The 24,202-nt window shown below is 51.2% G+C and carries 22 protein-coding genes; 9 read left to right on the top strand and 13 right to left on the bottom strand.

The window, feature by feature from the left end:
- Positions 1-74 precede the first annotated feature (74 nt).
- Together ACMV5I_RS11945 and ACMV5I_RS11940 are read left to right on the top strand one after the other, a co-directional pair.
- The gene (locus ACMV5I_RS11945) at positions 75-791 is read left to right on the top strand and encodes an EAL domain-containing protein (protein WP_024484532.1); all 717 of its coding nucleotides are present in this window, start codon (positions 75-77) and stop codon (positions 789-791) included.
- A gap of 21 nt (positions 792-812) precedes the next feature.
- A complete protein-coding gene (locus tag ACMV5I_RS11940) occupies positions 813-1,403 on the top strand; it encodes a helix-turn-helix transcriptional regulator (RefSeq protein ID WP_024484533.1) in 591 nt (196 codons plus the stop codon).
- Positions 1,404-1,480: 77 nt separating this feature from the next.
- Here ACMV5I_RS11940 and ACMV5I_RS11935 read toward each other — a convergent pair whose 3' ends face one another.
- From ACMV5I_RS11935 to ACMV5I_RS11925, 3 genes are read right to left on the bottom strand one after another with little or no spacing between them, the layout of a single operon-like run.
- Positions 1,481-1,771: a pentapeptide MXKDX repeat protein gene (locus tag ACMV5I_RS11935; RefSeq protein ID WP_174334642.1), complete on the bottom strand. Its 291-nt coding sequence runs from the start codon at positions 1,769-1,771 to the stop codon at positions 1,481-1,483.
- A gap of 60 nt (positions 1,772-1,831) precedes the next feature.
- Entirely contained in the window at positions 1,832-2,620 is a 789-nt protein-coding gene (locus tag ACMV5I_RS11930; protein WP_024484535.1) for a molybdopterin-dependent oxidoreductase, read from the bottom strand.
- A gap of 10 nt (positions 2,621-2,630) precedes the next feature.
- Positions 2,631-3,230: a cytochrome b/b6 domain-containing protein gene (locus ACMV5I_RS11925; protein WP_024484536.1), complete on the bottom strand. Its 600-nt coding sequence runs from the start codon at positions 3,228-3,230 to the stop codon at positions 2,631-2,633.
- A gap of 150 nt (positions 3,231-3,380) precedes the next feature.
- On the opposite strand from ACMV5I_RS11925, the gene ACMV5I_RS11920 reads away from it, so the two are divergent.
- Together ACMV5I_RS11920 and ACMV5I_RS11915 are read left to right on the top strand one after the other, a co-directional pair.
- Complete coding sequence (locus ACMV5I_RS11920; protein ID WP_414824429.1) at positions 3,381-4,094, top strand: response regulator transcription factor; 714 nt, start codon at positions 3,381-3,383, stop codon at positions 4,092-4,094.
- A 3-nt stretch (positions 4,095-4,097) separates the two neighbouring features.
- The gene (locus ACMV5I_RS11915) at positions 4,098-5,564 is read left to right on the top strand and encodes a HAMP domain-containing sensor histidine kinase (RefSeq protein WP_024484538.1); all 1,467 of its coding nucleotides are present in this window, start codon (positions 4,098-4,100) and stop codon (positions 5,562-5,564) included.
- 92 nt (positions 5,565-5,656) lie between these two features.
- Here the strand turns inward: ACMV5I_RS11915 and ACMV5I_RS11910 are convergent, their stop codons facing one another.
- The 10 genes from ACMV5I_RS11910 to ygbI form a co-directional block, all read right to left on the bottom strand.
- Positions 5,657-7,789 (bottom strand): fimbria/pilus outer membrane usher protein, encoded by a 2,133-nt coding sequence (locus tag ACMV5I_RS11910; RefSeq protein ID WP_414824428.1) that lies wholly within the window; start codon positions 7,787-7,789, stop codon positions 5,657-5,659.
- A gap of 50 nt (positions 7,790-7,839) precedes the next feature.
- Complete coding sequence (locus tag ACMV5I_RS11905; protein ID WP_121606338.1) at positions 7,840-8,328, bottom strand: hypothetical protein; 489 nt, start codon at positions 8,326-8,328, stop codon at positions 7,840-7,842.
- 414 nt (positions 8,329-8,742) lie between these two features.
- Positions 8,743-9,006, bottom strand: a complete 264-nt coding sequence (locus tag ACMV5I_RS11900; RefSeq protein ID WP_414824445.1) for a LuxR C-terminal-related transcriptional regulator — start codon at positions 9,004-9,006, stop codon at positions 8,743-8,745.
- Positions 9,007-9,503: 497 nt separating this feature from the next.
- The gene (locus ACMV5I_RS11895; protein WP_071682515.1) at positions 9,504-10,163 is read right to left on the bottom strand and encodes a fimbria/pilus periplasmic chaperone; all 660 of its coding nucleotides are present in this window, start codon (positions 10,161-10,163) and stop codon (positions 9,504-9,506) included.
- 9 nt (positions 10,164-10,172) lie between these two features.
- Positions 10,173-11,816 (bottom strand): fimbrial adhesin EcpD, encoded by a 1,644-nt coding sequence (gene ecpD, locus ACMV5I_RS11890; protein ID WP_414824427.1) that lies wholly within the window; start codon positions 11,814-11,816, stop codon positions 10,173-10,175.
- Entirely contained in the window at positions 11,806-14,289 is a 2,484-nt protein-coding gene (locus ACMV5I_RS11885; protein WP_202913985.1) for a fimbrial biogenesis outer membrane usher protein, read from the bottom strand. The genes ecpD and ACMV5I_RS11885 overlap by 11 nt, the downstream gene beginning before the upstream one ends.
- Positions 14,290-14,404: 115 nt before the next feature.
- Positions 14,405-15,073, bottom strand: a complete 669-nt coding sequence (locus tag ACMV5I_RS11880) for a hypothetical protein (protein WP_121606336.1) — start codon at positions 15,071-15,073, stop codon at positions 14,405-14,407.
- Positions 15,074-15,150: 77 nt separating this feature from the next.
- Positions 15,151-15,741: a common pilus major fimbrillin subunit EcpA gene (ecpA, locus tag ACMV5I_RS11875; protein ID WP_065686866.1), complete on the bottom strand. Its 591-nt coding sequence runs from the start codon at positions 15,739-15,741 to the stop codon at positions 15,151-15,153.
- Between the two features lie 841 nt (positions 15,742-16,582).
- Positions 16,583-17,371, bottom strand: coding sequence for a winged helix-turn-helix domain-containing protein (locus ACMV5I_RS11870; RefSeq protein ID WP_121606335.1), 789 nt, complete (start codon positions 17,369-17,371; stop codon positions 16,583-16,585).
- Between the two features lie 729 nt (positions 17,372-18,100).
- A complete protein-coding gene (ygbI, locus tag ACMV5I_RS11865; RefSeq protein ID WP_414824426.1) occupies positions 18,101-18,865 on the bottom strand; it encodes a DNA-binding transcriptional repressor YgbI in 765 nt (254 codons plus the stop codon).
- 259 nt (positions 18,866-19,124) lie between these two features.
- Here ygbI and ltnD point away from each other — a divergent pair, with 259 nt between their 5' ends.
- The 5 genes from ltnD to ACMV5I_RS11840 all read left to right on the top strand — a co-directional run bounded on the left by ltnD (position 19,125) and on the right by ACMV5I_RS11840 (position 24,198).
- Positions 19,125-20,039, top strand: coding sequence for an L-threonate dehydrogenase (gene ltnD / locus ACMV5I_RS11860; RefSeq protein WP_414824425.1), 915 nt, complete (start codon positions 19,125-19,127; stop codon positions 20,037-20,039).
- Entirely contained in the window at positions 20,039-21,301 is a 1,263-nt protein-coding gene (gene otnK / locus ACMV5I_RS11855) for a 3-oxo-tetronate kinase (RefSeq protein WP_237733934.1), read from the top strand. The genes ltnD and otnK overlap by 1 nt, the downstream gene beginning before the upstream one ends.
- Positions 21,302-21,303: 2 nt before the next feature.
- Positions 21,304-21,936 carry a 3-oxo-tetronate 4-phosphate decarboxylase gene (gene otnC / locus ACMV5I_RS11850; protein ID WP_024484552.1) on the top strand — a complete coding sequence of 211 codons (633 nt, stop codon included), beginning with the start codon at positions 21,304-21,306 and terminating at the stop codon, positions 21,934-21,936.
- 3 nt (positions 21,937-21,939) lie between these two features.
- A complete protein-coding gene (locus tag ACMV5I_RS11845) occupies positions 21,940-22,716 on the top strand; it encodes an HPr family phosphocarrier protein (RefSeq protein ID WP_024484553.1) in 777 nt (258 codons plus the stop codon).
- Positions 22,717-22,827: 111 nt separating this feature from the next.
- A complete protein-coding gene (locus ACMV5I_RS11840; protein WP_202727060.1) occupies positions 22,828-24,198 on the top strand; it encodes a GntP family transporter in 1,371 nt (456 codons plus the stop codon).
- Positions 24,199-24,202 lie beyond the last annotated feature (4 nt).

The raw sequence follows: 24,202 nt of genomic DNA, 5'->3' as shown, positions 1-24,202 counted from the left end.
CCAATAAACAGCCATTTATTCCTTTGTTTATTGTTTAAAATCATACAGATAAATTTCAATCAAAGGATTGAGAAATGCGCAGCGCTTTTAACGATAAAAATAACGGCATTAATTATGTTTTCCAGCCTATGTTTGCCAAATCTGGGCAACTGCTGGCCGTTGAATGTTTATCGCGCTTCTCTTTCGATAGCGAATTTGCGCATTTCTCTCCAGAACAATTTTTCCAACAGGCCGACAGGGAAACCCGCGTCGAGATCCTGCATCAACAAATTGAATTGATAGAAAAATACCGTGACTGGTTTCAACAACACCAAATCATTGCCACCATCAATGTCGACGACCATTCGCTGCAGGCGCTGGCAAACGGTGCGTTGGCCGATAAAATCCGCGCGATGAATTGCCTGCATTTCGAAATCAACGAAAACGCCAGCAGGCTGGTAAAAAACCGCGTCCATAACGACCCCTCTCTGAATAATTATTCATTTTGGCTCGATGATTTTGGTTCTGGCTATGCCGGGTTTTCCGCCTTGTATAACAGCCGATTCCGCTTCGTAAAACTCGATCGACAACTGCTGTGGGACTTTATGAAAAAGCCCGGCGGTGAGGGGTTGATGCGCGCATTGTTGCGTTTTTTTCACCTGAATCATTACCGGGTGATTATCGAAGGAGTTGAAACGCACGAACAAAAAAAATGGCTGGACGAAATGCCTTACTATGCACTGCAGGGGAAGTTGTGGCAGGAATCCAGCATCAACGATTTAAATCAGCTGCTTGCTGCTGAATACTTTTAACTCATTATGGGTATCCCCAATATGTCTAAAAACAATGTCCTGGTGATTAGTGAGTGTAAGTACAGCTATGTCGGGCTTTCAATGCTGTTGAAAAAGCATTATGGCAAGTACGATATCAAGCTGTTTTCGGACTTTATGCACGGTGGTGCGAAGGCGGAGAAAATTATCAAGCATGATATTGCGTTGATTTTCACCTCGCAAAATCTGGAACAAAGCGTCAACGTGATCGAAAGCCTGGTGTCTGTGCATCAGCAACACATGAGCTCAACGCGTATTCTGGTGTTTTATGATGATGAGCGGGTTGCCAAACTGTTGACGATCCTGGGGATCTCGGTGGAACTGGTATCGGCGCGCATGCCGCTTTATTTACTAGAAGAAAAAGTGGAAAACCTGCTGGCGAGCGAAGAGTCGGGGCAATTGAAGGTGCAGAAAACTCGCGAGCTCAGCCCGGCAGAAAGCGATGTGATCTTCAACCTGTTGCGCGGCGATAGTCTGCTGAACATTGCGGCCAAGCGCGGAACCCATCCGAAAACCATTTTTTCACAGAAATACAGTGCATTAAAGAAGTTGCGTCTACGAAATATGAGCACCATTTTCGTCGCTGGCAATTGAGCAACAGGGGCGGACTCAGCAATTGAGCGCGCCCCTTGCCGTACCAGAGACATGATAACTGGCGGTCACCGGCACCTTTACTGGCTCATAGCGTCTTTCTTCATACCCTCTTTAGCCATGGAGTCCTTTTTCATCCCGTCTTTGGCCATATGATCCTTCTTCATGCCATCTTTGGCCATGGAGTCCTTCTTCACGCAGTCTTTATCCATACACTCTTTTTTCATGCCCTGTTTAGCCATCCCATCGTGGGACATCTGGCTCATACCGTCCTTTTTCATTGCGTCCTTGCCCATGCTGTCGGCCGCATTGGCTCCGGTGATACCCAGCATCAGTGCGCTACACATCATCATGGCAAATAACTTTTTCATGGTATTTCCTTTTCTTGGTTAACCGGCACGCGTCGTGCCATGAAACTGCATCGGCGGCAATCAACTACCGCCAAACCAGTTGTAGCCTTGGTCTTCCCAGTAACCGCCGGGAAAGTGGTTGGTGACTTCGATCACTTGAATATGTTTGGGATTCTTGTAACCCAGCTTGGTGGGCATCCGCAGTTTCATCGGATAGCCGTATTTACGCGGCAAAATCTGCCCGTCGTAGGTCAGCGCCATCAGCGTTTGCGGATGCAACGCCGTGGCCATATCGATGCTGGTGTAGTAGTCGTCGGCACACTTAAAGCCGATGTAGCGGGCGTTAAGATCTGCGCCAATCGCTTTCAGGAAGGTGGCAAACGGCACCCCACCCCATTTGCCTATGGCGCTCCAGCCTTCCACACAGATATGCCTGGTGATCTGGCTGATTTGCGTCATTTGATGCAGTTGTGCCAACGTCCAGGGCTGCTTGTGCAGCACCAACCCCGCCACTTCCAGCCGATAATCGTCGCCATTGATATCCGGCGCCTGATCCTCGCTATAGAAAGCATTAAACGGGAATGGCCGAGTGATCATCGATTCGGCATACTCTGGTGCCAGATGGTTGGCATTGAACAGCCAGCCCTGAACCCGGTCGTTAAAGCGTGAGATGCGGCTCAAGGCCTGATCTACCTGAGCGTTATCGCTGAGATCGCAGCCGGTCAGCATCGCTACGCCCCCCAGGGTCAAGCCATTGCGCAGAAAACGGCGGCGTGACGACGATGCCAACTGGCGCGCTAACAGGCGTTGTGCCTCTTTAACGATATCCTGGCCTTCACTGAGGCTGAGAGGGGGTTTTTCCATTTTCATCGGTGTCTCCTTAACGTCCACGCAACATGGCCAGCAACGTACGTGGCACCAGGGCTACCATCACCAGATGGATCACCACGAAGCCAACCAGCGCCGTCATGGCAAAAAAGTGCACATAGCGGGCCGCGTCATAGCCCCCAAGCAGGGTACGTAACAGGGGAAACTGCACCGACTTCCACAACACCAGCCCAGAGAGCACCATCAGGACGCTAACCACGATAGCCACCAGATAGGCCACACGCTGGACCATGTTGTAGTGGCGCAGATCGGCGTGTGACAACTTGCCGCACAGGGCGGCCCAAAGATCGGCCACAAACTGCCTGGGGCTGAGCGGCCAGAATTGGCGTTTAAAGCGGCCACTGAACAGGTTGATCAGCAGATAGCACAGGCCATTGATGCCAAACAGCCACATGCCGGCAAAATGCCATTGCAGCGCGCCCCCCAGCCAACCGCCTAGCGTCAGCTCGTTGATAAAACTAAAGTTAAACAACGGGGAAGCGTTATAAATGCGCCAACCGCTGGTAACCATAATCAGCATGGCAAGTGCGTTCAACCAGTGTGTCAGCCTTAGCCACAGCGGGTGGATAAGGGTCTGTTTCGCCGTGATCATCGCTTATCTCCTGCCCCGTATCGGTTCGATGTCGGCAGTATTCAACGGATTTGTTCCCCAAGACCTCACGCAAAGTTAAATAAAATGTGATCACTTCCAAGGTAGGGGTTGTGTAGACTTCAGGTAGACCAGTTAACTGCGGTAGAGAAAATGGAAAAGGCAAAACGAATCTTGATCGTCGAAGACGACGGCCATATCGCCGAACTGTTGCAACTGCATCTGCGCGATGAAGGCTATGACATCAGCCACGCGGCCGATGGCAATCTGGGCATGGCAATGCTGGAACAAGGAGGTTGGGACGCGCTGATCCTCGATCTGATGCTGCCGGGCATCGATGGCCTGGAAATCTGCCGTCGCGCCCGCAATATGACGCGCTATACGCCAATCATTATCACCAGCGCCCGCTCTAGTGAAGTCCACCGGGTACTGGGGTTGGAACTGGGTGCAGACGACTATTTGGCCAAACCCTTTTCCATGCTGGAGCTGGTCGCCCGCGTCAAAGCCCTGTTCCGCCGCCAAGAGGCGATGACCCGTAATCTCAGGATGGAGGCGGGAACGTTAAGCATGGACGGGCTGGTGATCGATCCCATCGCCCGCGAAGTTCTTCTACACCAGCAAACGGTAGAACTGACACCACGCGAGTTCGACCTGCTGTATTTCTTCGCCCGCCACCCCGGCAAAGTGTTTTCCCGCCTCAGCCTGCTCAATCAGGTCTGGGGCTATGAACATGAAGGGTATGAACACACGGTGAATACCCATATTAACCGGCTACGGATCAAGATTGAGCGCAACCCGGCAGAACCCGAGCACATCCTCACCGTGTGGGGTAAGGGCTATAAATTCGCGGCTTCGCCGCAAGGGTAAATGATGAAAAATCTCACGCTGACACAACGCCTGACTCTGGTTTTCGCCCTGCTGCTGCTCATCTGCTGTTCGATCTCCGGATGGCTACAGGTGCGCAGCAGCACGCAATATAGCCAGGCGGTGATCCAACGGCTTTCCACCAATCTGGCGCAGCATATCGCCACCAGCAACCCACTGTTGAGTTCACAGGGCTGGAACGATCGGTCGGTGCATACCCTGTTCGATAAACTGATGGCGGTTAATCCGAGCGTTGAGGTTTATCTGCTGGATAAACAAGGCAATATCGTCGGCAACGCGGCACCTGCCGGGCACATGAAACGCCAAAAGGTCGATCTGTTACCGATACAGACATTGTTGAACGGGGCCGAAATGCCCCTTTATGGCGACGATCCGCGCAATCTTAATAACCAAAAAGTCTTCAGCGCCGCGCCGCTGCGGGTAAATGGCGAGATTGAAGGCTATTTGTACGTGGTGCTGCTGGGGGAAGATTATGATGCGCTGGCCAATAGCGCCCAGATCAATTCTGCCATTTATACCGCGCTGTGGTCGATGGGGCTGGTGGCGCTGTTCGGGCTGCTGGCTGGGGGCTTTGCCTTCCACTGGGTAACACGGCCGATCCGCCGTCTGACCCAGCAGGTTAGTGCTCTGGATAGCGACGGCATCGCAGCACTGCAAACCTATGCCAACACCCCTGCGGAGAGTCACAGCCGTGATGAAGTCAGCCAGTTGCAGCAGGCATTCCGCCGTATGGCACAGCGCATTACCGAACAGTGGCAAACCCTGTCACAACAGGACCAACAACGGCGCGAGTTTATCGCCAATATCTCTCACGATCTGCGTACTCCATTGACCTCGCTGCATGGTTATCTGGAAACGCTGTCGGTGAAATCCGCCAGCCTGACCCCCACCGACCGTCAACGCTATCTGGAGATAGCCCTGGCGCAGAGCCGCAAAGTTGGGCGGCTGGCGCAAGAGCTATTTGAGCTGGCCAGGCTGGAATACGGCGTGGTGAAACCTCAGAAAGAACCGTTCTCTCTCAGTGAGTTGGTGCAGGACGTATTCCAGAAGTTCGAATTGGCCGCCGAGGCTCGCCAGCAGCGCCTGCTTGCCGATATTCAGCCGGGCATCCCCCAGGTGTTTGCCGATCTGAGCATGATGGAACGGGTGCTGACAAACCTGCTGGATAACGCGATACGCCATACGCCAAGCGGTGGAGAGATTGAAGTGCGCCTGTGGCCGCAGGGTAATAAGGTGATGGTTCAGGTCAATGACAGCGGGCCTGGCATTCCCTTGGAACTGCGCCCAGATCTGTTTATCCGTCCGTCAATTCTCAACCATGCCCGCCGTCATGCAGGGGGTTTGGGGCTGATGATTGTCAAACGCATTCTGCAGTTACACGACAGTGATATTACGCTCGTGGATCAGCAGCATGCTGGCGCCTGCTTTCGTTTCTCCCTGTCGGTAATCTAGCTAAAGTGCCGGCAATCAGCCTCCAGGGAAGGCCTTATGGCGTGCCGGCACCCCGTATGATTTCCACCTGTTGCCCTCTTCGGCACAGCTATTTAGTTGAGCAACTCATAATAGGATAAGGCTCCTAATGTCGGCACTTTAACGACTTCATTGGCTGGCTCACCAAATTCCCTCTCTTGGCCTATCTCATCATTGACCACGTTGACCTGATAGGGAATAAGATTGGGGATAATGGCATAGCCGCGACTGTCGGTAATCACATCAACCTGCTCGGGGATCGTCGCATTGGGATGCTTTTTGCTATAAACCAGTGCGTTAGTGTCACCTAACGCTGGCCCTAAGGTAATCCCCGCCAGGTGGGCAACCAATGAACCTGAGCTGTTCGCCGAGTAAAGCGCATAGTTTTTTCCAGACTGGTATCTGATAGCCGATTCGCCCGCAGCATAACGGTAATTGGCATTCGCCTGATAACTTGCCTTGCTCTGTTTGCCCCTGCGGCCAGTCACCCGGTAGTTAAGGTTATTATTTAGATGTCTACCGCTAACGCCAAGCTCAGATTGATAGTGCTCATAGGGGTTATAGCTGTATCCCAGATTCAGGCTGGTGTTATCAATCCCCATTCTCTTTAAGGGTACCCTGAAGGTAATACCAAAGAGCATTTCACTTTTTTGCGCAGGGTATTGATAGTAGGACAGGTCAAGGTCATAGGATAAGTTGACGGTGTTTTGCATAAACTTCAGCGAGTAGAACGTCCGCTTACCTTGATCTTCTTTGTATTTTTCCCGGTTGATATTTAACGACAAGCTCTGTGAGGTACCGATCAATGCGCTTAGCGAAAAATCAAAACCATATTCTTTTTTATAATAATCACAGCAATAATAATCTGTTTTAGCATTATAGGCGTAATTATTGAAATCATTAAAATGAGGCTGTAGATAATACTCGCCATTTAACCTGATGCTGGCATTCGCCTTGTTGAAATTAGCCACATAGTGTAAACGCAACTTCTCACCATTCACCTGACCCTGCTCTGCCGATGTTATACTGCTGTACTGATGATTAAAGGTAACATCACCGAATTGATTGAGTCGCTGACCAATACCTAGTGAGTGGCTATAGTAATTTTGCGATATCAACGCACCACCAAATAAAGAGCTTTGTGCAGTGAGGCCATATCCAGCGCCCCCCTGAAAGAAAATGGGGTTAGACTCTTCCATTCTCTCACTACTCATAAACTTGCCGAATGAGATATCATATTTCCACATGTTCTTATCCAGGATGTTGTCCAACCGACTCCAGGGTACGTCATAATAAATGATGCTACCGTCGCTTTCTCTCACCGTCATGGTAATAGAACCCGACTTGTCAAACAGTTTGATATTTCTCAGCACGAAATCCCCGGCTTGAACCATCGTACGGTAAACCGGTTTGCCGTTCTGCCGGATCTCAACTTCAGCATCACTGGTGGCCACTCCGTATACCCAAGGCAACACCGGCCCCTGTGACGAAGGAAACATATTATCGTCCGAGGACAATTTTATCCCGCGATAGGGGAAGGGATCCAGATAGAAAGTATTATTGTAGCCCTCACCAAAATGCAGGCGAGAGTTTATCACGGGGATATCTCTTTCAGCATAGAGATCGGAAAACCTTATTCGTTGCTGTAGCATATCCTCATTATCATGAAACTGCCGTGATCTTAACCGCCAGTGTTGATAGTTGATGCCAGACTCTAACTCAACGACTAAGTTATCTTTTCTTTTTCTTCTGACATAACGTTCTCCCTGATATTTTTTATAGTTAACATCATAGTTTATCAGGATAGCTGGAATACCCTCATCTCTATACTCGATAGCCAGGCGAGGATCGGCCTTGACCTCTGTCGACTCCAAGAATGTAAAAATGAGAAAATTCACCTTATCAATTAAGGTAACGGTAATATTTAATGGATAAAGATCTTTAACTTTGATACAGCCGGTTTCTGGTACCTCACTCATATTTTCTGGTGAAAGGATTTCCCATTCAATAAGCTGTTGTCTATCAAAACATGGAAAACCGTCGTCCGCCACGTCCAATTCCATATGGCCTATATCCCGCTCCCCTTGGGAGATATAAAAATACTCCCCTGCATTGGCAAACCAGGCTGCCATTAATAGAGTAGGGAAAACGAATAGATTTTTATTCATATAGCGAGAATGGAAATAATGGGATTTATAAAAATGCACCGGCAGTCATAATTAAACGTGCCGGTACATAATTATTTAATTAGAACAGATTACTTACCTTCTACAGAAGGCAGGATCGCATCCAATTTATCAAGCTCACGCATCATAGCACGATAAACATAGAGTTTAGACTGAGCATGGCGCCCATCCAATTTGTTTGCTGCGGCAAGATCACGAAGCTTTTTAACCAATTTCAGGGTATTGGGTTGGTTGGCATCTGCCTTAGGAATGGCGCTATATTCTGCAAAGAGATCCTGCCACTCTGCTTCCCAAGCCTCTTGCTGGTTGTACCCTGGCGTGATTGCAGTTCTGGTTTTAGCGGCAACGGAACCGCAATACTTATGTGCACCACCGCGTGTGCCGTAAATAACCCAGAGAGGCGATTTTTCCCGAGGATCATTGCCATATGACTGGATATCACTGACGCACTTGGTGACTTCATTACGCATATTTTGCTCTTGGCTGCTGATACCAGCAAAAGCATTCGCTGAGAACACCAGAGTACCGAGCATCAAAAGCCCAATTTTGCTTTTATTCATCTATATAGATCCTTCTAGAATAATTAATTAAAAACATGAATACGCCGTTCTTAAAGGCAGAAGGACCTTAATTTATAGCATTTATTAAGACAATAAAATTCAGCTAAAATATTTTACTTTCGGATCTTTCATGAGAAATTCTTTAGTGTAACCAGTAAATTCTCAAATTAACACCGGGAATGATAATATTACCACGCTATTAATAACACCAAGACAGAACATTTTATAGTCAATTGTAACGTAAAACAGCGACCTAGTTCGCTTACAAGTGACATATATATCATTAATAAAAAGCCTGGAATTAATAATAAACCTAGAATAAAGGCGATCTGCACTGATTTAAGCCAGGCCGATTGACAGAGGAATTGTTTGAACTAGCACCGCTGGCACAACCTCAGAAACAGCCCTTCTCTCTCAGTGAGGTGGAGCTGGATGTACTCCAGAAATAGCAGTTTCATCCCAATAACGGGTTCTGAACGCCAACAGCAGCTGCATAAAGCCAACCTGATTCAGCCCCAGCTTGCGCATAATATTCAGCTTATGGGTACAGACGGTCTTATAGCTGCGCCCGATAACCTGAGCGGCATGCTGTGCATTGGCTCCGGCAACCATCAACCCCAGGATGCGCCATTCACAACCTGATAATGGCCGCAGTTCCTGCAACAACAGCTGCCGCATCGCTGGGCTACGATAACTCGCAGTAGGATGGGCCGCCGAAACAGCTGCCAGCAAATAATTCACACTATCGCGCTTGGCCACTAATGAGAGGTGTTTTTGTGCGGCAAGCAACGACAAAATATCCGGGTTGATGATATCGGTGAAAACCACCAAGGACGCCTTTGGCCAAAGCGTACCGAAGGTCAACACGAATCGCACCACCTGATAAATGTCTTCGGTATGATGGTAGAGCTCCATAATAACCGTTTGCTGTTCTTTATCATTAAGTAACGAGACAATATCTTTCAGTCTACTTAGACGGCTGATTTTTTTATTGTTCGGGTCAATCAATGCCTGCAGGCCGATATTCACCAAAGGATGGGGATCAAAGATAATAAAAGTCTCGTTATAAAAGGCATGCATAATTAATCACCCCATTAAAAATATTATATTTTTTAGTTTATAAAAACCACCTGAAACCAGCGTTTCCTGCCGAACGGTCAATAAAATCTTGCTATTTAAATGCAACTTTTATCCACGTTGATAAACTTATCGTTATAAATAATAAATTTCTGACCTTGCAGTTTGATACCCGGATGCGACAGCGTATCCCCTGGTCGTAAATACTCGGTGATCCCTTCTTCATCAGTGCTATCACAACCGGGTTTCAGCAAAAACTTAAAAAAGGTATTACCGGTGTTTTTGAGCGTACCGCGCTGCTTGTCAAGCTGATAGTCAAACTGGGTCACACGCGGTCTGACCACCAGAATGGTATCCATTACCACGATCGGCTCCAGGTTGGCCCCAGCTTTATTGCTCTGCCCGGTGGTCAGCAGGTTAGTCGGTACCTCACGAAATGAGACGCGATAATAACGCTCTTTATTATCCTTCGGCCCATGGTAATAGAACTTGTAATATTCCCCCTGCCCTGCCCGCAGCGTCAGTTGCTTGGGAGCAAACAGCAATTCACCCTCTGCCGGGCGGGTTCGCACCTCTTGCTCCCCTGGCCGATCGATGGCACGAATGGAAACCTGATAAAACCGGGCGCTGGCGTTATTGTTCAACACCCGCTTGGCGACAAAGGACTGATCCTGATCCATCGCAAACGTCATGGTACCCACGTTGATCGCCCCGGCGGTAAAGGGCAGGAAGATTAGCCATAGCAGCAGAGTTTTCATATCATCCCCTTAATTAATATTGCGCCAGGTTGCCTCAACGTGGATTTCACCGGCGGCATGCACATCACCATACCAGGCGTTACCTTCCACCGTTTTCAGCGAGATCGGCGCGTTCATCGGGATCCTGAACTTGACCTTGGTCTTGTTCATCACCCCCACGTCACCGGAAATATCGTTCCATGGGGTGCTGCTCCACAAGGCGTTGGTCATGTCATGCCACTGGCTGTCACAACCGGCATCAAACACCTGCTCCGTCCCCGTGCTGGTGGTAATACTAAGCTGGGCCGGGAATGGAACCTTCGTGGTATTGTCCGGCGAGGAGAAAATACAGTAGTTGATCCCTCCCAGTGACTGCGTTGGGCCGGTCGCCATCACCCTGACCTGATCGGCATTGGTCTTGGCGCTGGTGGTCACAATATAGCCAAACTCCAAAGGTGGCTCGGAGGGGCCAACATAGCCTTCCCGGTGCGGATTATTATCGAAATCCTCGGAAATAATGCTGATACTGAAATCACGAGGCTTGATGATCAGTTGGTTAGAGGTCGAGAACTCATACCAGCCCGATTCCGGCGAGGTGGTGTTCTGGAAACGGAAGTTAATCAGATCGTGCGTACCGCCGTCGGTGATCCCCAGCTTGACCATCTGTTTGAAGAAGTTACTGGCAAAAAACACGTAAACGGCATTGCTGCTCTTCAACTCGTTAAACGTATAGTAACTGCCGGTACCCGAGGTATTTTTCCAACTGTTGCCATTCAAACTGAATTGCAGATCGGCCGCATTAACCGCCGATGACAGTGCGGCATGGTTGATCGACGGAAAAATATGGATCGAGGTATTGCTGACGCTGCCATCCGTTTGCAGGTCGTAGCTGACCATCTTGCACATGATACCGCTGCGGGCACCGACGGTTTGGTTGCGGCAGTCCGCATTACCTTCACCGATGATCGGTATCCCATCACTGTTGACGAACACTTCCGATACCGCATTGGTATTGATAAAACGCAGGTGTGCCGCCTTGGCATGGGTGACGGTACGTCGATACCAGGTGCCACGGGCCTGATCCTGGCAGCGTTCGCCGTTGCTGGCATTGTAGACAACGTTGGTCTGACAACCGTTGATCTGCATGCTGAACGAAGTGCCCGTTCCCATCTGTTTCAGATACTGATAAAAACTCGGCGACATCATGCCATGCATCCATTTGGCCCCACCTGAGGTGACGACTGCACCGTAAAACCCTTTCTCATCAGTAGCTTCAGGCAAGATCAGGCTGGTGTCCATATTGCAGCCGGCATACCAGTTAATACAACGCAGGCCAAGGAACGGATTTTTAATAGGCGCATTTTCCAGCCACATATCGAAGCGGTTGTTAGCCGTCAGCCCATAGTTATAGCCATTATCGACGTAGCCCAGGCTCTGCTGGTAAATGGTGCCGGAACCCCCATATTTCAGGCCTGTCCATTTATTGGCACCGGTCATACGCGGATCAAGTCCCCCTGCCGGGGTCACAAAGAAGTTATCGTCCGCATTGTTCTCAACAAAGACAAACTTCATCGTTGCGGCATCTCCCAGATTGGTCGGGTTCACCGCCTGCGCCGGGGCGATGCTCAGCAGGCCGCCAATCAACAGCGCCAAACGTATGTTATTAGCCTTCATTGCTCATATCTCCTGGTTGGCCCACTTTGGCGTAGGACTTCAAGCCGCGGCAAACCACGTCGCCGACCCAGACCGCACCCTGTGCCTTGCTCAGATCCAGCGCCACCTCACAGCTTTGATTGTGGCGGTAGGTAAAATCGATTACCGGGAATTTCTTATCCACATCCATCACGAACTCCCCTTTTTCATCCGTACGGGTACGCCCGATATGGTTGTTGATATTGGCGTTGGCCAGCAGCGTGCCATCCTCGGCCTTGATACGGCCAAATACCGTGACCATCTGTTTGATTTGCGGTTCGATGACCGCCACGTTGCCCGGGTACAGCGTCAGGCTGTTCTTACGATTGGTGACGATATCGAAGCTTTCCGCCGAGTTTTTGTTGTTCATCAGCTCCACGACATACTGACCATAAGGGGACAGTGGCAGATAGTTCTTGTCGCCGGTCAGCTTGACGACGCGGCCATCCACGCGCGCGGTCAGCATGCCTTCATTTTCCAGGCCGGTATTGATAATGATCCCTGAGTTACCTTCATTGCGTCCACTTGCCGCGATATGACGCCCCTGCCAACCGACGCTACCGTTAGCGGTCAGGCTGGTATTCACGTAGCCGTCTGCGGAACTGCTAACGTTGACGGTGCCGGTAGAATACTTGGTGTCAAAACGGGCGTAGGCACCGCCGTTAAAGCTGTTATCCCCGTTGGTGTCCCCAGAGATGGCGCGCGACAGGTTTGCCCCCACGGTACGGATCGGCCCATCGGCGATCTCTTTACGCGCCGCAATATTTGCCGTGGTGTAGCCGTTCTGGTTAGAAACCCCGGCACTGAACCAGTTGCCAAGCGGCAAGGAGAAATCGAGCGCAATGTACTTACCGGTATTGCCGCCGGAATGGCCATTATTGTATCGCTGTACCCCGGCGCGTATGCCCAGCGTGCCGTAACGGCCGGTGAACAGATTCTGGTAGTAATCTACGTTGTAGTAATGGCTGCTATTTTTCTTGTCATCGTTATAACTGACGCTGAGCGTGCCGAGGTGAGGCACAATCGCCCCCAAGTTCAGCGAGCCGCCGATCGCCCGGTTATGGGCATCGTTTTGGCGCAGTTTGTTGCCGATCACCGTTTTTTCTTCGTTGGCCCACAGCGTACTGAAACCACCGGGCAGCGTGGCGCTCACGGTATTGATCAGCGTCCAGGATCGGTCTGTGGCTACCATGCTCTGCGTGCTAACCTGCACCGCATCGATGATCGGTATGCTTAAACGGCCTTCCGCCACCGAAGTGCTGTCCAGGGAATAGCCGGACAGCGCCCAGTTAAAGCGAGACAGGTTGCCAGAGGCTGAAGCCCCCAGCAGGTAGCTATCTTTAGCCTCAGCGAAGCGATCGTTGTCGCCACGCCACTCATCCATACGCACCATGCCGCCCCAATACTGCCAGAACATCGGCGCACCCGCGGCGTGCAGCGGACTATAGAGTTTGTTAACCCGCTGCATACGGCGGTTGATCACCTGACCATTGACGATCACCTCAACCTGCACATCATAAATACCAAAAGGCAGCGTGCCGGTATCCACTTCGTGGTTACCCATGGAGAAATTCTGTACGCTGAGCAGACGGCCATCACGTGACAGGTGAACCTCACCCGCCGAGGGGAAGAAGGCGACAATCGGTGTTAACGACTGGCTATTATCAAACACCGTCGAATTGGCCCGGCTGCCATAGGACATACCGTAGATTTTGCTCGAATTGATGGTGGTCACTGGCCCCAGCGATTGCAGGTTCCAGCTGTCGAGCATGCCTGCGGCAAAGCGTCGGCCAGCGAAGTCACGCTCATACATCAGCTTATACAGCGTCGAATCCTGGTTGCTGCTGCCAATCCCATAGACAGAACCGTTCACTTCCACATGATGCTCACGCAGAGAAGTGACATTATTCAGCGATAAATAGCTGGAGGTAAAACCTTCACTGGCTTTGGTGCGATTATCGTAAACGCCCAGGTTGTAGGCCAGCGTGCTGCTTATCTCATCAACACTCGACGCACCAATATCGCTGGCACGCTCACGCAATACCGTACCCAAGGCCGATTGCTTCACTACCAATTGCAGGTTCAACTGGCGGAAATCCAACGCCAGCCAGGCATCATCCGACAGCGTAATGCGTTGCTTATCATCAAAGTTGGCGTCATTGAGCGTATTGAGCTGCTTGGTGATCGCGGCGGTCAGCTGTGCGCCACCTTCGTTATCTTCCAGGGTAATTTCGCTAATTTTCAGGTGGTTATCATCAAGCACCAGCAATGCGCGCCCAATGCGTTGATCGTCTTTCAGGGTGCTGTTTTGTTCAAAATGCAGCAATAATGGGATGCTCATCCCCTCACGCAATGCCATGCTGAAAGTCTGGGGGATCAACACGCCATCAATTTGGGTTAACCCGGCGGCAAGAGCCGACTGCCCAGGGATCATCACGGCCGGGATAACGCTCATCCCCACCGCTACTGATATCTTGAGTAATGCACTATCCAGTGCTAGTTTCACGTCTAACTCCTTGAACTATTATGCATCCCTTTACTGCAACATCCCGTGGCAGCCCAACTCGGTGTTATTTGACTTGAATAAATTGCTCTCCATACCAAAGCGCAACGTGGCTTTTCTTATCATTGATATCCACTTTTGACAGGCCACGATCTTTACCTGGCATGACAAAGTAGTTTTCCTTGCAACTGCTGCCTTCTTTCTTATTCTTGCAGGGGCCGTAGGCCACCATTTTGAAGGTGGCATTGCCGGTATTGGCGACTTTGTTATTGGCAAACTGATGATTAAAATTAACCTGGCGTGGCGTAACGACTAAAATGGTGCCAATACGCGCGGAGGTGGTGGCCACGCCATTGCGTTTGGCGGTGTTCTGCCCCGCATCCGTTAATGCCTGATCGAACCAGACAATCCGGTAATAGCGCTCTTGGCTATCTTCTGGGCCCTTATAATAAAAACGGATCACGTCCCTGGCGTTGGCTGGCATCATCAGGCTGGCCGGTGACAACAGCATTTCGTCTTTCGTCGCCATCGGGATCACCACGCCGGATTCCGTCGGGTCGGAAATCCTTTCTATTTTTATATTCACCAGGCGGCCGCTATCCGTCGTATTTTTAATTTCTTTACTTAGCGTCGCGCTATTACTGGGCATAAAGGAACTGACCGCGCCAACATCCAGCGCAAAGGCGCTATGGCATAGGGACAGCAACAGGGGAATAGAAAAATAGAAACGATTCATAGCGGTATTCCAAACTCTTTAGCTGACAAAAACAGGGGGTTTCCCCCCTGTTAAGACGCATTACTCTGGGGAAACGATTATGCGGTAGTCCAGGTAGCGTTGAACTCTACGCTCACGTCGCCACTCCAGATACCTTCAGGCAGGGTGCTGAAATCAGTCACAGCAGTTGCGCCATCAGCCGTTGCGCCGATGATGCTGAAGGTGAACTGATCTTGTGCACTGGTACGAACAGCTTTGTCGTAAGCGCCAGACAGTGCGCTCAGGTTGCCACCCATAATACCGGCATTAACGTCGATCATGGTGGTTTCAGCGGTTTTCTCTACTGCTGCGCCATTGTAGTTAACGCCCACTTCCAGGGTAGAACCAGAGGTGTCGAGCTGAGTCAGAGTATTGGCCACCAGCTTGGAGGTCAGTTTAAAATCGGTGGCGGTTCCTTCGCCCTCGATAGTCACGTCGAACAGACCTTTCTGGCTGTTGAAACCTTTGATGCCTTCAGCATATTGGAAAGACAGGCTGCCGATTGGCGTCACAACCAACTTGCTGGTGGTATCTTTCTTGGCAGTGGCTGACCAGGTAGCCAAGGCTTGTGCGGTAACGTCTGCTGCCTGAGCGGTGCCCACTACTGCGAATGCTGAAACGATTGCCAGAGCAAGTGTGATCTTTTTCATGGTAAAACTCCCTAAGTTATAGATTTCTATTGTCCGTTAAATGTGCCGATCTTTGTCATCTCCACTCACTCCGGTATTGCCAGTTGCTAGCGGGATAACGCCAAGTATTGATATGTAACGTGAGTATGCCTCTCGTCCTACTTGACGAGAAAAATCTTAACCCAAATTAATCTTAAGATAATCATTAACTAGTAAATGTGAAATGTTTAGATTTAAATCCTGTGTTTAATCTTTTTAATACTCAATTAAGGATAGAAATCCCACCTACGCAAGGAAGGTGGCAGAATTATCCTAGATTAATTCGAGCAAACATTAACCACATTATAACTGTCGTTATTCGGTGCCATTTCTGGTGAAAAATCAGCCTGTACATTTAATGTGTGTCAGTTAAGGCACCCCATTTTCCCTCACCCCAACCTTCTCCCAAAGGGCGAAGGAGCTAGTACAGCGCCGTATTCAGGTGCAAAGGTGAGCGGCGACAAGGTTGATGCAGAGGCGGAGTGCAGTAATAAAATGGTGGCACGTTCGGTCTCCACTCCTTTTGGGGTAGGGTGCTGGTATGGTGCCGTGTTCGGGTACAGAGGTGATCTGTAACAAGGTTGATGCAGAAGCGGAGTGCCGTAATAAAATGGTGGCACGTTCGGTCTCCACTCCTTTTGGGAGAGGGCTAGCGTGAGGAGCATTACTGTTTCAGGGTAGTCAGCCAGCGGAATAATAAGGGGGATAAATCACTGCAGCGATCGTACTTGAGGGAAAATAACGTTAGTAAAGTGGTTAAATCTCAGGCCACGATGTTCTGGCTGTCGGTCGTTTATCCCGCCAGCCAAGCATCATTATTCAATTAAAGGGAGGATTCGCTTTCCAGACCAGAGCAAAGTTCAATCTTATGCTCTCGCAAAATCTTGCAGCGGAGAAAAAATAGCCGTGAGATGCCAGAAATATACGACTTCACCTGATTGCCACGCATCAGTAACAGGTATTCATCCGGTTGGCATTGGATTTTTTGCCTTGCCACCTGCACCAACACATCATCGCTGAATGCCGGATCTGCCCGAACCGTGGAGTTCGACATAAATACCGCGCAGTTACCCGATTTGCCCAGATAGCTCTCTTGCCGGATGCTTGGATTGAAAATATAGAACGCTATGCCAGCCAACACCACACACACAAAGCCCACTATCCCCCAACCATAGCGCAAGGAAGCACGTGAAAATACCTTGCCTACCACCACGGGTATCGTTTTAGCGGCTGATACCGGCGGTTCGGCATCAAGGATCGGCGTATCCTTTTCATCCTCACAAGACACAATCTGGATTTCGCTGTGCAGCATAAAACCCACCTTGGGAACCGTGACGATCACTTCCTCATCAATTCCCAGCGCCTTGATCACTCTACGTAACTTGCTCACGCACTGGTTAAGATTATTGTTGCTGGAAATCATCCCATAATCATCCCACACCTTTTTGAAGATCACTTCACGGCTCACGGCATCGCCCTGGTGGACAATCAGTAACTGTAGCAAGCGCTTGGATGGGTTGGAGATGGTGACAGTATCGTCAAACAGATCGCTCAAACTCAGCGTTCCGCTATCGACATCGAAGATAATACGGTCATTAAGTTTATATTTCATTATATTCACGACTTTCACTATAAAAACAGACAGCCCAGGCATTAATCGTTAATAAAATCATTTAATTGAAATTAAAAAAAAGCCTTCGTGAACGTTTTTATCGCTAGTAAATAGACCGCGGGTAATTGTCATTAACTGTGGCATTTTTCCTTCTCCCTGGAATAAGAATTTTCTCATGACCAAAACAAAGATTATCGAAACACGCTGATTATTGATATATTGATTCGTTAAAATTCATAAGGTTAGATTTTTATGTCGCCATAAATTTATTTTTAGCGAAAAACTTCACAAAAACACCCTGCGGAGCCTTTTTTAATGTAAAAATATCGCAGATTTAACCATCACTAAGATCTTACAGGACTGGGAAAGTAGGCGTTTTCAGCTATCGTTGATAACCTTTATCATTTAAATCAATAGTTTTAACCTGCCACACTGCCAGATAACTGCCTTAGCATGACACTGACTTTACATAGCGATATAACCTGGTGTTACCCATACTCATTAGGATGTAGACCAGCACCACATTAAGGTGGATCCTTAAAAATAACTTATTAACTTTTTATAGGTAAATATTATGTGGTAGCAGGCTGGCGGTGCCACCGGCTGGCACCTGGGCGTGATGGAATTATTGCGGCTCAATGCCTGGTATTATCCGTTGTGGATTCTGTGGCCACGATCTTGGGGCAGTGATAACCACCCCGGTGTTTATCAGATTCGTGGGATTTAAGGTCACTGCACCGCAGTAAGCAACGTAATATTTGCCTGCATAATCGCCTCACGCGCCGCTTCCGGCAGATGATCGTCAGTGATAATCACCTCAAAGACCGAAATCGGCAGCGCCAGATAGGTGGCCACCTTGCCATATTTGGAAGTATCACTCAGCAAAATGCGGCGGCGGCTGGCCTCAACGATGGCGTTTTTCACCACCACCTTATCCTCGTTCGGAGTAGACAAACCCCGCATGCTCCATGAAGAAGCAGAGATAAACGCCAGATCGATAAACAGATTATGTAAAGCCTGAGCCGCAGCGGCCCCCACGCAGGAACGGTTTTCCCGGCATACCGTACCGCCGGTGTGGATCAGCTTGCACTGGCTGTGTTCGAGCAAATAGGCGGCGATAACAAAATCGTTGGTTACCACGGTGATATCGTCACGATCGCCGAGCTGGCGAGCCAGGGCCAACGTGGTGGTGCCTGCGTCCAGATAGATGCAACTGTTGGCCGGGATCTGCCGCGCGGCCAGTTGCCCAATAGCGGCTTTCTGTTGGCTGAACATCCCTTCCTTATCCTGATGCGAAGGCTCAATCGCCACGCGCTCGGCCGCCTGTACGCCGCCGGAGACGGACAGTACACTGCCCTGCTCTTCCAGTTTTTGCAGATCGCGCCGGATGGTCATGTGCGAGACTCCCAGCCTTTCAGTCAGTTCAGCTATGCTGACTGCGCCGCGCTCGGACACCAGCGCCAAAATTTGTTGGTGGCGTTCAACAGGTATCACGGTTCCCCCCTGTGACTACGATGATAATAATTGTGATTTTACGTCAATTTTCGTGCAACGGTAGTAAAGCTTTTCAGGCTGTGAAGCCGGTCATAATCATAAAAAACATTTAAAAGCATTATGTTAGCAAGAGTAACCGTTTTTTAGACCGTCCGTTACATTGTTAATAATTGTGAAGGCGATCACCGATATCCGCGCCAATAACGCTTACATTTAACACATCAAAACAAATAATCACTAAAATTAACAGAGGTGCATCATGGCACAACCAGGAAACTACGCAGTTTGTATCGTCGGTTTGGGTTCAATGGGCATGGGCGCGGCAACGTCCTGCATCAATGCCGGGCTGACTACCTATGGCGTCGATCTCAACCCACAGGCACTGGCAGCGCTACAGCAAGCCGGTGCCAAACAGGCCGCCACCAGCGCAGCAGACTTTGCAACCGAACTGGATGCGGTGCTGCTGTTGGTGGTTAATGCCAACCAGGTAAAACAGATCCTGTTTGGGGAAAACGGCCTGGCGGCCCAGTTGAAACCGAATACGCCGGTGATGGTGTCCTCCACCATTGCGGCTGCGGATGCCAAAGAGATCGAACAGAAACTGTTGGCGTATAACCTGCCGATGCTGGATGCCCCGGTTTCCGGCGGTGCAGCCAAGGCAGCGGCTGGCCAAATGACCGTGATGGCCTCGGGCAGTGAGAACACCTTCGCCCAGTTGCAACCGGTACTAGATGCCGTGGCCGGGAAAGTGTACCGCATCGGCGACGAGATTGGCCTGGGTGCAACGGTCAAGATCATCCATCAACTGTTGGCAGGCGTACATATTGCCGCCGGTGCCGAAGCGATGGCGCTGGCCGCTCGCGCCGGTATCCCGCTGGACGTGATGTACGATGTGGTCACCAACGCCGCAGGCAACTCCTGGATGTTTGAGAACCGTATGCGCCACGTGGTCGATGGCGACTACTCACCAAAATCTGCAGTAGATATCTTCGTCAAGGATCTTGGGCTGGTGGCCGATACTGCCAAAGCGCTGCACTTCCCGCTGCCATTGGCCTCCACGGCGTTCAACATGTTTACTTCCGCCAGCAACGCAGGTTTCGGCAAGGAAGATGACAGCGCAGTGATCAAGATCTTCGCCGGGATCGAACTGCCGAAGAATAAGGAGAACTCATAATGTTACTCGGAGTGATTGCAGACGACTTTACCGGCGCCACCGATATCGCCAGCTTCCTGGTAGAAAACGGTTTGCCTACGGTCCAGCTCAATGGCGTGCCGCAGGATGATACCCCTGTCGACTCGCAGGCGGTGGTGATCAGCCTGAAATCGCGCTCCTGCCCGGTCGACCAGGCGGTCGAGCAGTCGTTGCAGGCTTTAGCCTGGCTACAGCGCCAGGGTTGCCGCCAGTTCTACTTTAAATACTGTTCCACCTTCGACAGCACAGCCCAGGGCAATATCGGACCGGTTACCGATGCCTTGCTCGATGCGCTTGGCGAACAGCAAACGGTGATTTCCCCTGCACTACCGGTAAATGGCCGCACGGTATATCAAGGCTATCTGTTCGTGATGGACCAGTTGCTGTCGGAATCCGGTATGCGCAACCATCCGGTGACGCCAATGACTGACAGTAATCTGATGCGGCTGATGGAGGCCCAGGCCAGCGGGCGTTGCGGGCTGGTCAACGCAGTAGAGATGGATCGTGGTGCCGATGCGGTGCAGGAGAAACTGCAACAGTTGGCGCAACAAGGTGTGCGCTACGCGGTATTGGATACCCTGAACGAACAGCATCTGCTGACCCAGGGCGAAGCGCTGAAAACCATGAAGTTGGTCACCGGAGGTTCAGGGCTGGCGATCGGCATTGCCCGCCAATGGGCACAGCCAGGTCAGGAAAAAGCTCAATCAGCCGGAGCGCCACAGGGGAAGAAAGTCGTGGTACTTTCCGGCTCCTGCTCCACCATGACCAACAAGCAGGTAGCACGCTACCGCCAACAGGCTCCTGCACAGAGTATTGATGTCTCGCGCTGCATCACAGCAGGCGATCGCAGCGCCTACGCAGCCGAGCTAAGCGCCTGGGTAGAACAGCAGGCCGAACAGCCACTGGCCCCATTGCTGTACGCCACCGCCGAACCGGAGCAACTGCAAAAAACCCAGCAGCAATACGGCACCGAAGCCGCCAGCCAAGCGGTTGAAGCCCTGTTTGCCGAAGTGGTTAAACGCCTGCAACAACAGGGTTTCAGCCGCTTTATCGTCGCCGGTGGTGAAACCTCTGGCGTGGTCACCCAGGCATTGGGGATCCGCGGCTTCCATATCGGCCCATGCATTTCTCCAGGCGTGCCTTGGGTACGCGCAATTGAACAACCGGTATCACTGGCCCTGAAATCGGGCAACTTCGGCGATGAAAACTTTTTCGCCAGAGCACAAACGGAGTTTTCAGTATGACGATGACCGCTGACACTGAACAGCTGGCAAGGGAAGAGATGGTGCGCCTGGGGGCTTCGTTCTTCCAACGCGGCTACGCTACCGGTTCAGCAGGCAACCTTTCGCTGTTGTTGCCAGATGGTACCCTGCTTGCCACCCCCACCGGCTCTTGCCTGGGGGAGTTGCAGGTAGACAAACTGTCGAAAGTCAGCCTGAGCGGTGAATGGATTTCTGGCGACAAGCCCTCGAAAGAGATCAGCTTTCACCGCGCGCTGTACCAGAACAACCCTGCGTGCAAGGCGGTAGTGCACCTGCATTGCACCTATCTGACCGCGCTTTCCTGCCTGCAAGGGCTGGATACGGCAAATGCCATCAAGCCGTTCACCCCTTATGTGGTGATGCGCGTCGGTCAGGTGCCGGTGGTGCCTTACTACCGCCCCGGCGATCTGCGGCTGGCGGAAGATCTGGGCAAGCTTGCCCCAAGCTACAAGGCTTTCCTGTTGGCGAACCACGGCCCCGTGGTCACCGGCGAGAGCCTGCGGGAAGCCGCGAACAATACCGAAGAAATGGAAGATGCGGCCAAGCTGATTTTCACCCTCGGCAACCGCCCAATTCGCTATTTAACCGATGATGAAATTGCCGAGTTACGGAGCTGAACCATGCCAAAATTTGCTGCCAATTTATCGATGATGTTTACCGAGCATTCGTTTCTGGATCGTTTTGACGCCGCTGCGGCGGCCGGATTTAAAGCGGTAGAGTTCCTGTTCCCTTATGATTACCCCGCCGATCTACTGGCGGAGAAACTGCAACAAAACGGTCTACAGCAGGTGTTGTTCAATACCGCGCCGGGCGATGTGGGCGCAGGTGAATGGGGGCTGGCAGCGTTACCGGGCCGCGAGCAGGATGCCCGCGCGGATATCGATCGCGCTCTGGAATATGCCATCGCCCTCAAGTGCCCTAACGTTCACGTGATGGCTGGCGTAGTGCCGCCAGGGGAAGATATTGCCCGCTATCGGGAAACCTTTATCAGCAATATCCGTTACGCCGCTGACGCCTTTGCCCCTCACGGCATCAAGGTGTTGATCGAAGCGCTCAGCCCACCGATCAAGCCCAACTACCTGTTCTCCAGCCAGCATCAGGCCGCGGAACTGGTAGCCACCATCGATCGCCCGAACGTGTTTATTCAGTTCGACTTCTTCCACGCGCAGTTGGTGGACGGCAATATCAGTAATCTGATCGCAACGCTTGCCGGGCGCTATGCCCATATCCAGATCGCCTCGGTGCCAGACCGTAATGAACCCGATGACGGTGAACTGAATTATCCTTGGCTATTCGCCCAGTTGGACAAAGTGGGCTACCAAGGCTGGATCGGTTGTGAATATAAACCACGTGGAGAAACGACGGCGGGTCTGGGTTGGGTGAAACCTTACCTGTAATCAACAACTCGTAGCGCCAACACCAGTTTCAATAACATAAAAAATAAACGCACCCGTATCGCCCCTGGGCGATCGCGGTGCCGGACTCTTACCTGAATTAAAGGCTATGCTATGTCTCCAACTATGCTACTGATCATTGCCGTACTGGGTGTCGTACTGCTGCTATTGATGGTCATCAAGGCGAAGGTTCAGCCGTTTGTCGCCCTGCTGGTCGTTAGTCTACTGGTCGCGCTTGCCAGCGGGATCCCAACCGGTGAAGTCATGAAAGTGATGACCGCCGGGATGGGCGGTGTACTCGGCTCGGTGACCATTATCATCGGCCTGGGTGCCATGCTGGGTAGAATGATCGAACATTCGGGCGGCGCTGAATCCCTGGCGCAGCGTTTCAGCAAAGCACTGGGGCCAAAACGCACCATTGCCGCGCTAACCAGTGCCGCGTTCGTCCTGGGCATTCCGGTGTTTTTCGACGTCGGCTTTATCATCCTGGCGCCGATCATCTATGGCTTTGCCAAAGTGGCAAAAGTCTCACCGTTGAAGTTTGGCTTGCCGATGGCCGGTGTGATGCTGACGGTCCACGTTGCTCTGCCACCACACCCAGGCCCGGTCGCGGCAGCGGGGTTGTTGAATGCCGATATCGGTTGGTTGACCATTATCGGCCTGGTCATCTGTATCCCGGTGGGGATTATTGGTTACTTCGCGGCGAAATATCTTAACCGTAAAGCCTACCCCCTCTCCATTGAGGTGTTGGAACAGCTGCAACTGGCCTCCCCAGAACCGGCACCGGAAGACAGAGCCCCACTCAGCGATCGGATCAATCCTCCGAGCGCCGGGTTGATTACCGCGCTGATCGTGATCCCTATCGCCATCATTATGCTGGGTACCGTTTCTGCAACCTTGTTACCTGCCGGTTCACCAATCCGTGATGCCTTGTCATTAATCGGCTCGCCGGGCGTAGCGTTAATGATCGCTCTGGTATTGGCATTCTATTTCCTGGCAATCCGCCGTGGCTGGAGCTTGCAACACACTAGCGATGTGATGGGAGGTGCGTTACCGACAGCAGCGGTGGTCATTATGGTTACCGGTGCGGGTGGGGTGTTTGGCAAGGTGCTGGTCGAGTCTGGCGTAGGTAAAGCGCTGGCAGATGTGCTGACCACCATTGGCCTGCCATTGATCCCGGCGGCATTTATCATCTCGCTGGCACTGCGTGCCTCGCAGGGGTCGGCTACCGTCGCCATTCTGACGACCGGCGGGTTGCTGTCCGAAGCGGTTATCGGGCTTAACCCGATGCAGTTGGTGTTGGTCACGCTCGCCACCTGTTTTGGCGGTCTGGGCTTATCCCACGTTAACGACTCCGGTTTCTGGATTGTCACCAAATACCTTGGCCTGTCAGTGGCTGATGGCCTGAAAACCTGGACGGTATTAACCACCCTGCTCGGTTTAAGTGGCTTCGCCTTTACCTGGCTGCTGTGGCTGGTAGTGTAACTTC

The sequence above is a fragment of the Serratia sp. T13T92 genome (assembly GCF_047530105.1).
Taxonomy (GTDB): Bacteria; Pseudomonadota; Gammaproteobacteria; order Enterobacterales; family Enterobacteriaceae; genus Chania; species Chania fonticola.
This window is presented reverse-complemented; position numbering and strand designations above follow the sequence as displayed.

What these genes read in the sequence shown, in the direction of transcription:
- ACMV5I_RS11930 (WP_024484535.1), bottom strand. Translation starts at nt 2,620, where the DNA reads ATGAAAATGGAAAAACCCCCTCTCAGCCTCAGTGAAGGCCAGGATATC.
- ltnD (WP_414824425.1), top strand. Translation starts at nt 19,125, where the DNA reads ATGGCACAACCAGGAAACTACGCAGTTTGTATCGTCGGTTTGGGTTCA.
- ACMV5I_RS11900 (WP_414824445.1), bottom strand. Translation starts at nt 9,006, where the DNA reads ATGCGGCAGCTGTTGTTGCAGGAACTGCGGCCATTATCAGGTTGTGAA.
- ACMV5I_RS11880 (WP_121606336.1), bottom strand. Translation starts at nt 15,073, where the DNA reads ATGAATCGTTTCTATTTTTCTATTCCCCTGTTGCTGTCCCTATGCCAT.
- ecpD (WP_414824427.1), bottom strand. Translation starts at nt 11,816, where the DNA reads ATGAAGGCTAATAACATACGTTTGGCGCTGTTGATTGGCGGCCTGCTG.
- otnC (WP_024484552.1), top strand. Translation starts at nt 21,304, where the DNA reads ATGACCGCTGACACTGAACAGCTGGCAAGGGAAGAGATGGTGCGCCTG.
- ACMV5I_RS11935 (WP_174334642.1), bottom strand. Translation starts at nt 1,771, where the DNA reads ATGAAAAAGTTATTTGCCATGATGATGTGTAGCGCACTGATGCTGGGT.
- ACMV5I_RS11945 (WP_024484532.1), top strand. Translation starts at nt 75, where the DNA reads ATGCGCAGCGCTTTTAACGATAAAAATAACGGCATTAATTATGTTTTC.
- otnK (WP_237733934.1), top strand. Translation starts at nt 20,039, where the DNA reads ATGTTACTCGGAGTGATTGCAGACGACTTTACCGGCGCCACCGATATC.
- ACMV5I_RS11940 (WP_024484533.1), top strand. Translation starts at nt 813, where the DNA reads ATGTCTAAAAACAATGTCCTGGTGATTAGTGAGTGTAAGTACAGCTAT.
- ACMV5I_RS11920 (WP_414824429.1), top strand. Translation starts at nt 3,381, where the DNA reads ATGGAAAAGGCAAAACGAATCTTGATCGTCGAAGACGACGGCCATATC.
- ACMV5I_RS11915 (WP_024484538.1), top strand. Translation starts at nt 4,098, where the DNA reads ATGAAAAATCTCACGCTGACACAACGCCTGACTCTGGTTTTCGCCCTG.
- ACMV5I_RS11885 (WP_202913985.1), bottom strand. Translation starts at nt 14,289, where the DNA reads ATGAGCGTTATCCCGGCCGTGATGATCCCTGGGCAGTCGGCTCTTGCC.
- ACMV5I_RS11905 (WP_121606338.1), bottom strand. Translation starts at nt 8,328, where the DNA reads ATGAATAAAAGCAAAATTGGGCTTTTGATGCTCGGTACTCTGGTGTTC.
- ACMV5I_RS11845 (WP_024484553.1), top strand. Translation starts at nt 21,940, where the DNA reads ATGCCAAAATTTGCTGCCAATTTATCGATGATGTTTACCGAGCATTCG.
- ACMV5I_RS11840 (WP_202727060.1), top strand. Translation starts at nt 22,828, where the DNA reads ATGTCTCCAACTATGCTACTGATCATTGCCGTACTGGGTGTCGTACTG.
- ACMV5I_RS11870 (WP_121606335.1), bottom strand. Translation starts at nt 17,371, where the DNA reads ATGAAATATAAACTTAATGACCGTATTATCTTCGATGTCGATAGCGGA.
- ACMV5I_RS11895 (WP_071682515.1), bottom strand. Translation starts at nt 10,163, where the DNA reads ATGAAAACTCTGCTGCTATGGCTAATCTTCCTGCCCTTTACCGCCGGG.
- ecpA (WP_065686866.1), bottom strand. Translation starts at nt 15,741, where the DNA reads ATGAAAAAGATCACACTTGCTCTGGCAATCGTTTCAGCATTCGCAGTA.
- ACMV5I_RS11925 (WP_024484536.1), bottom strand. Translation starts at nt 3,230, where the DNA reads ATGATCACGGCGAAACAGACCCTTATCCACCCGCTGTGGCTAAGGCTG.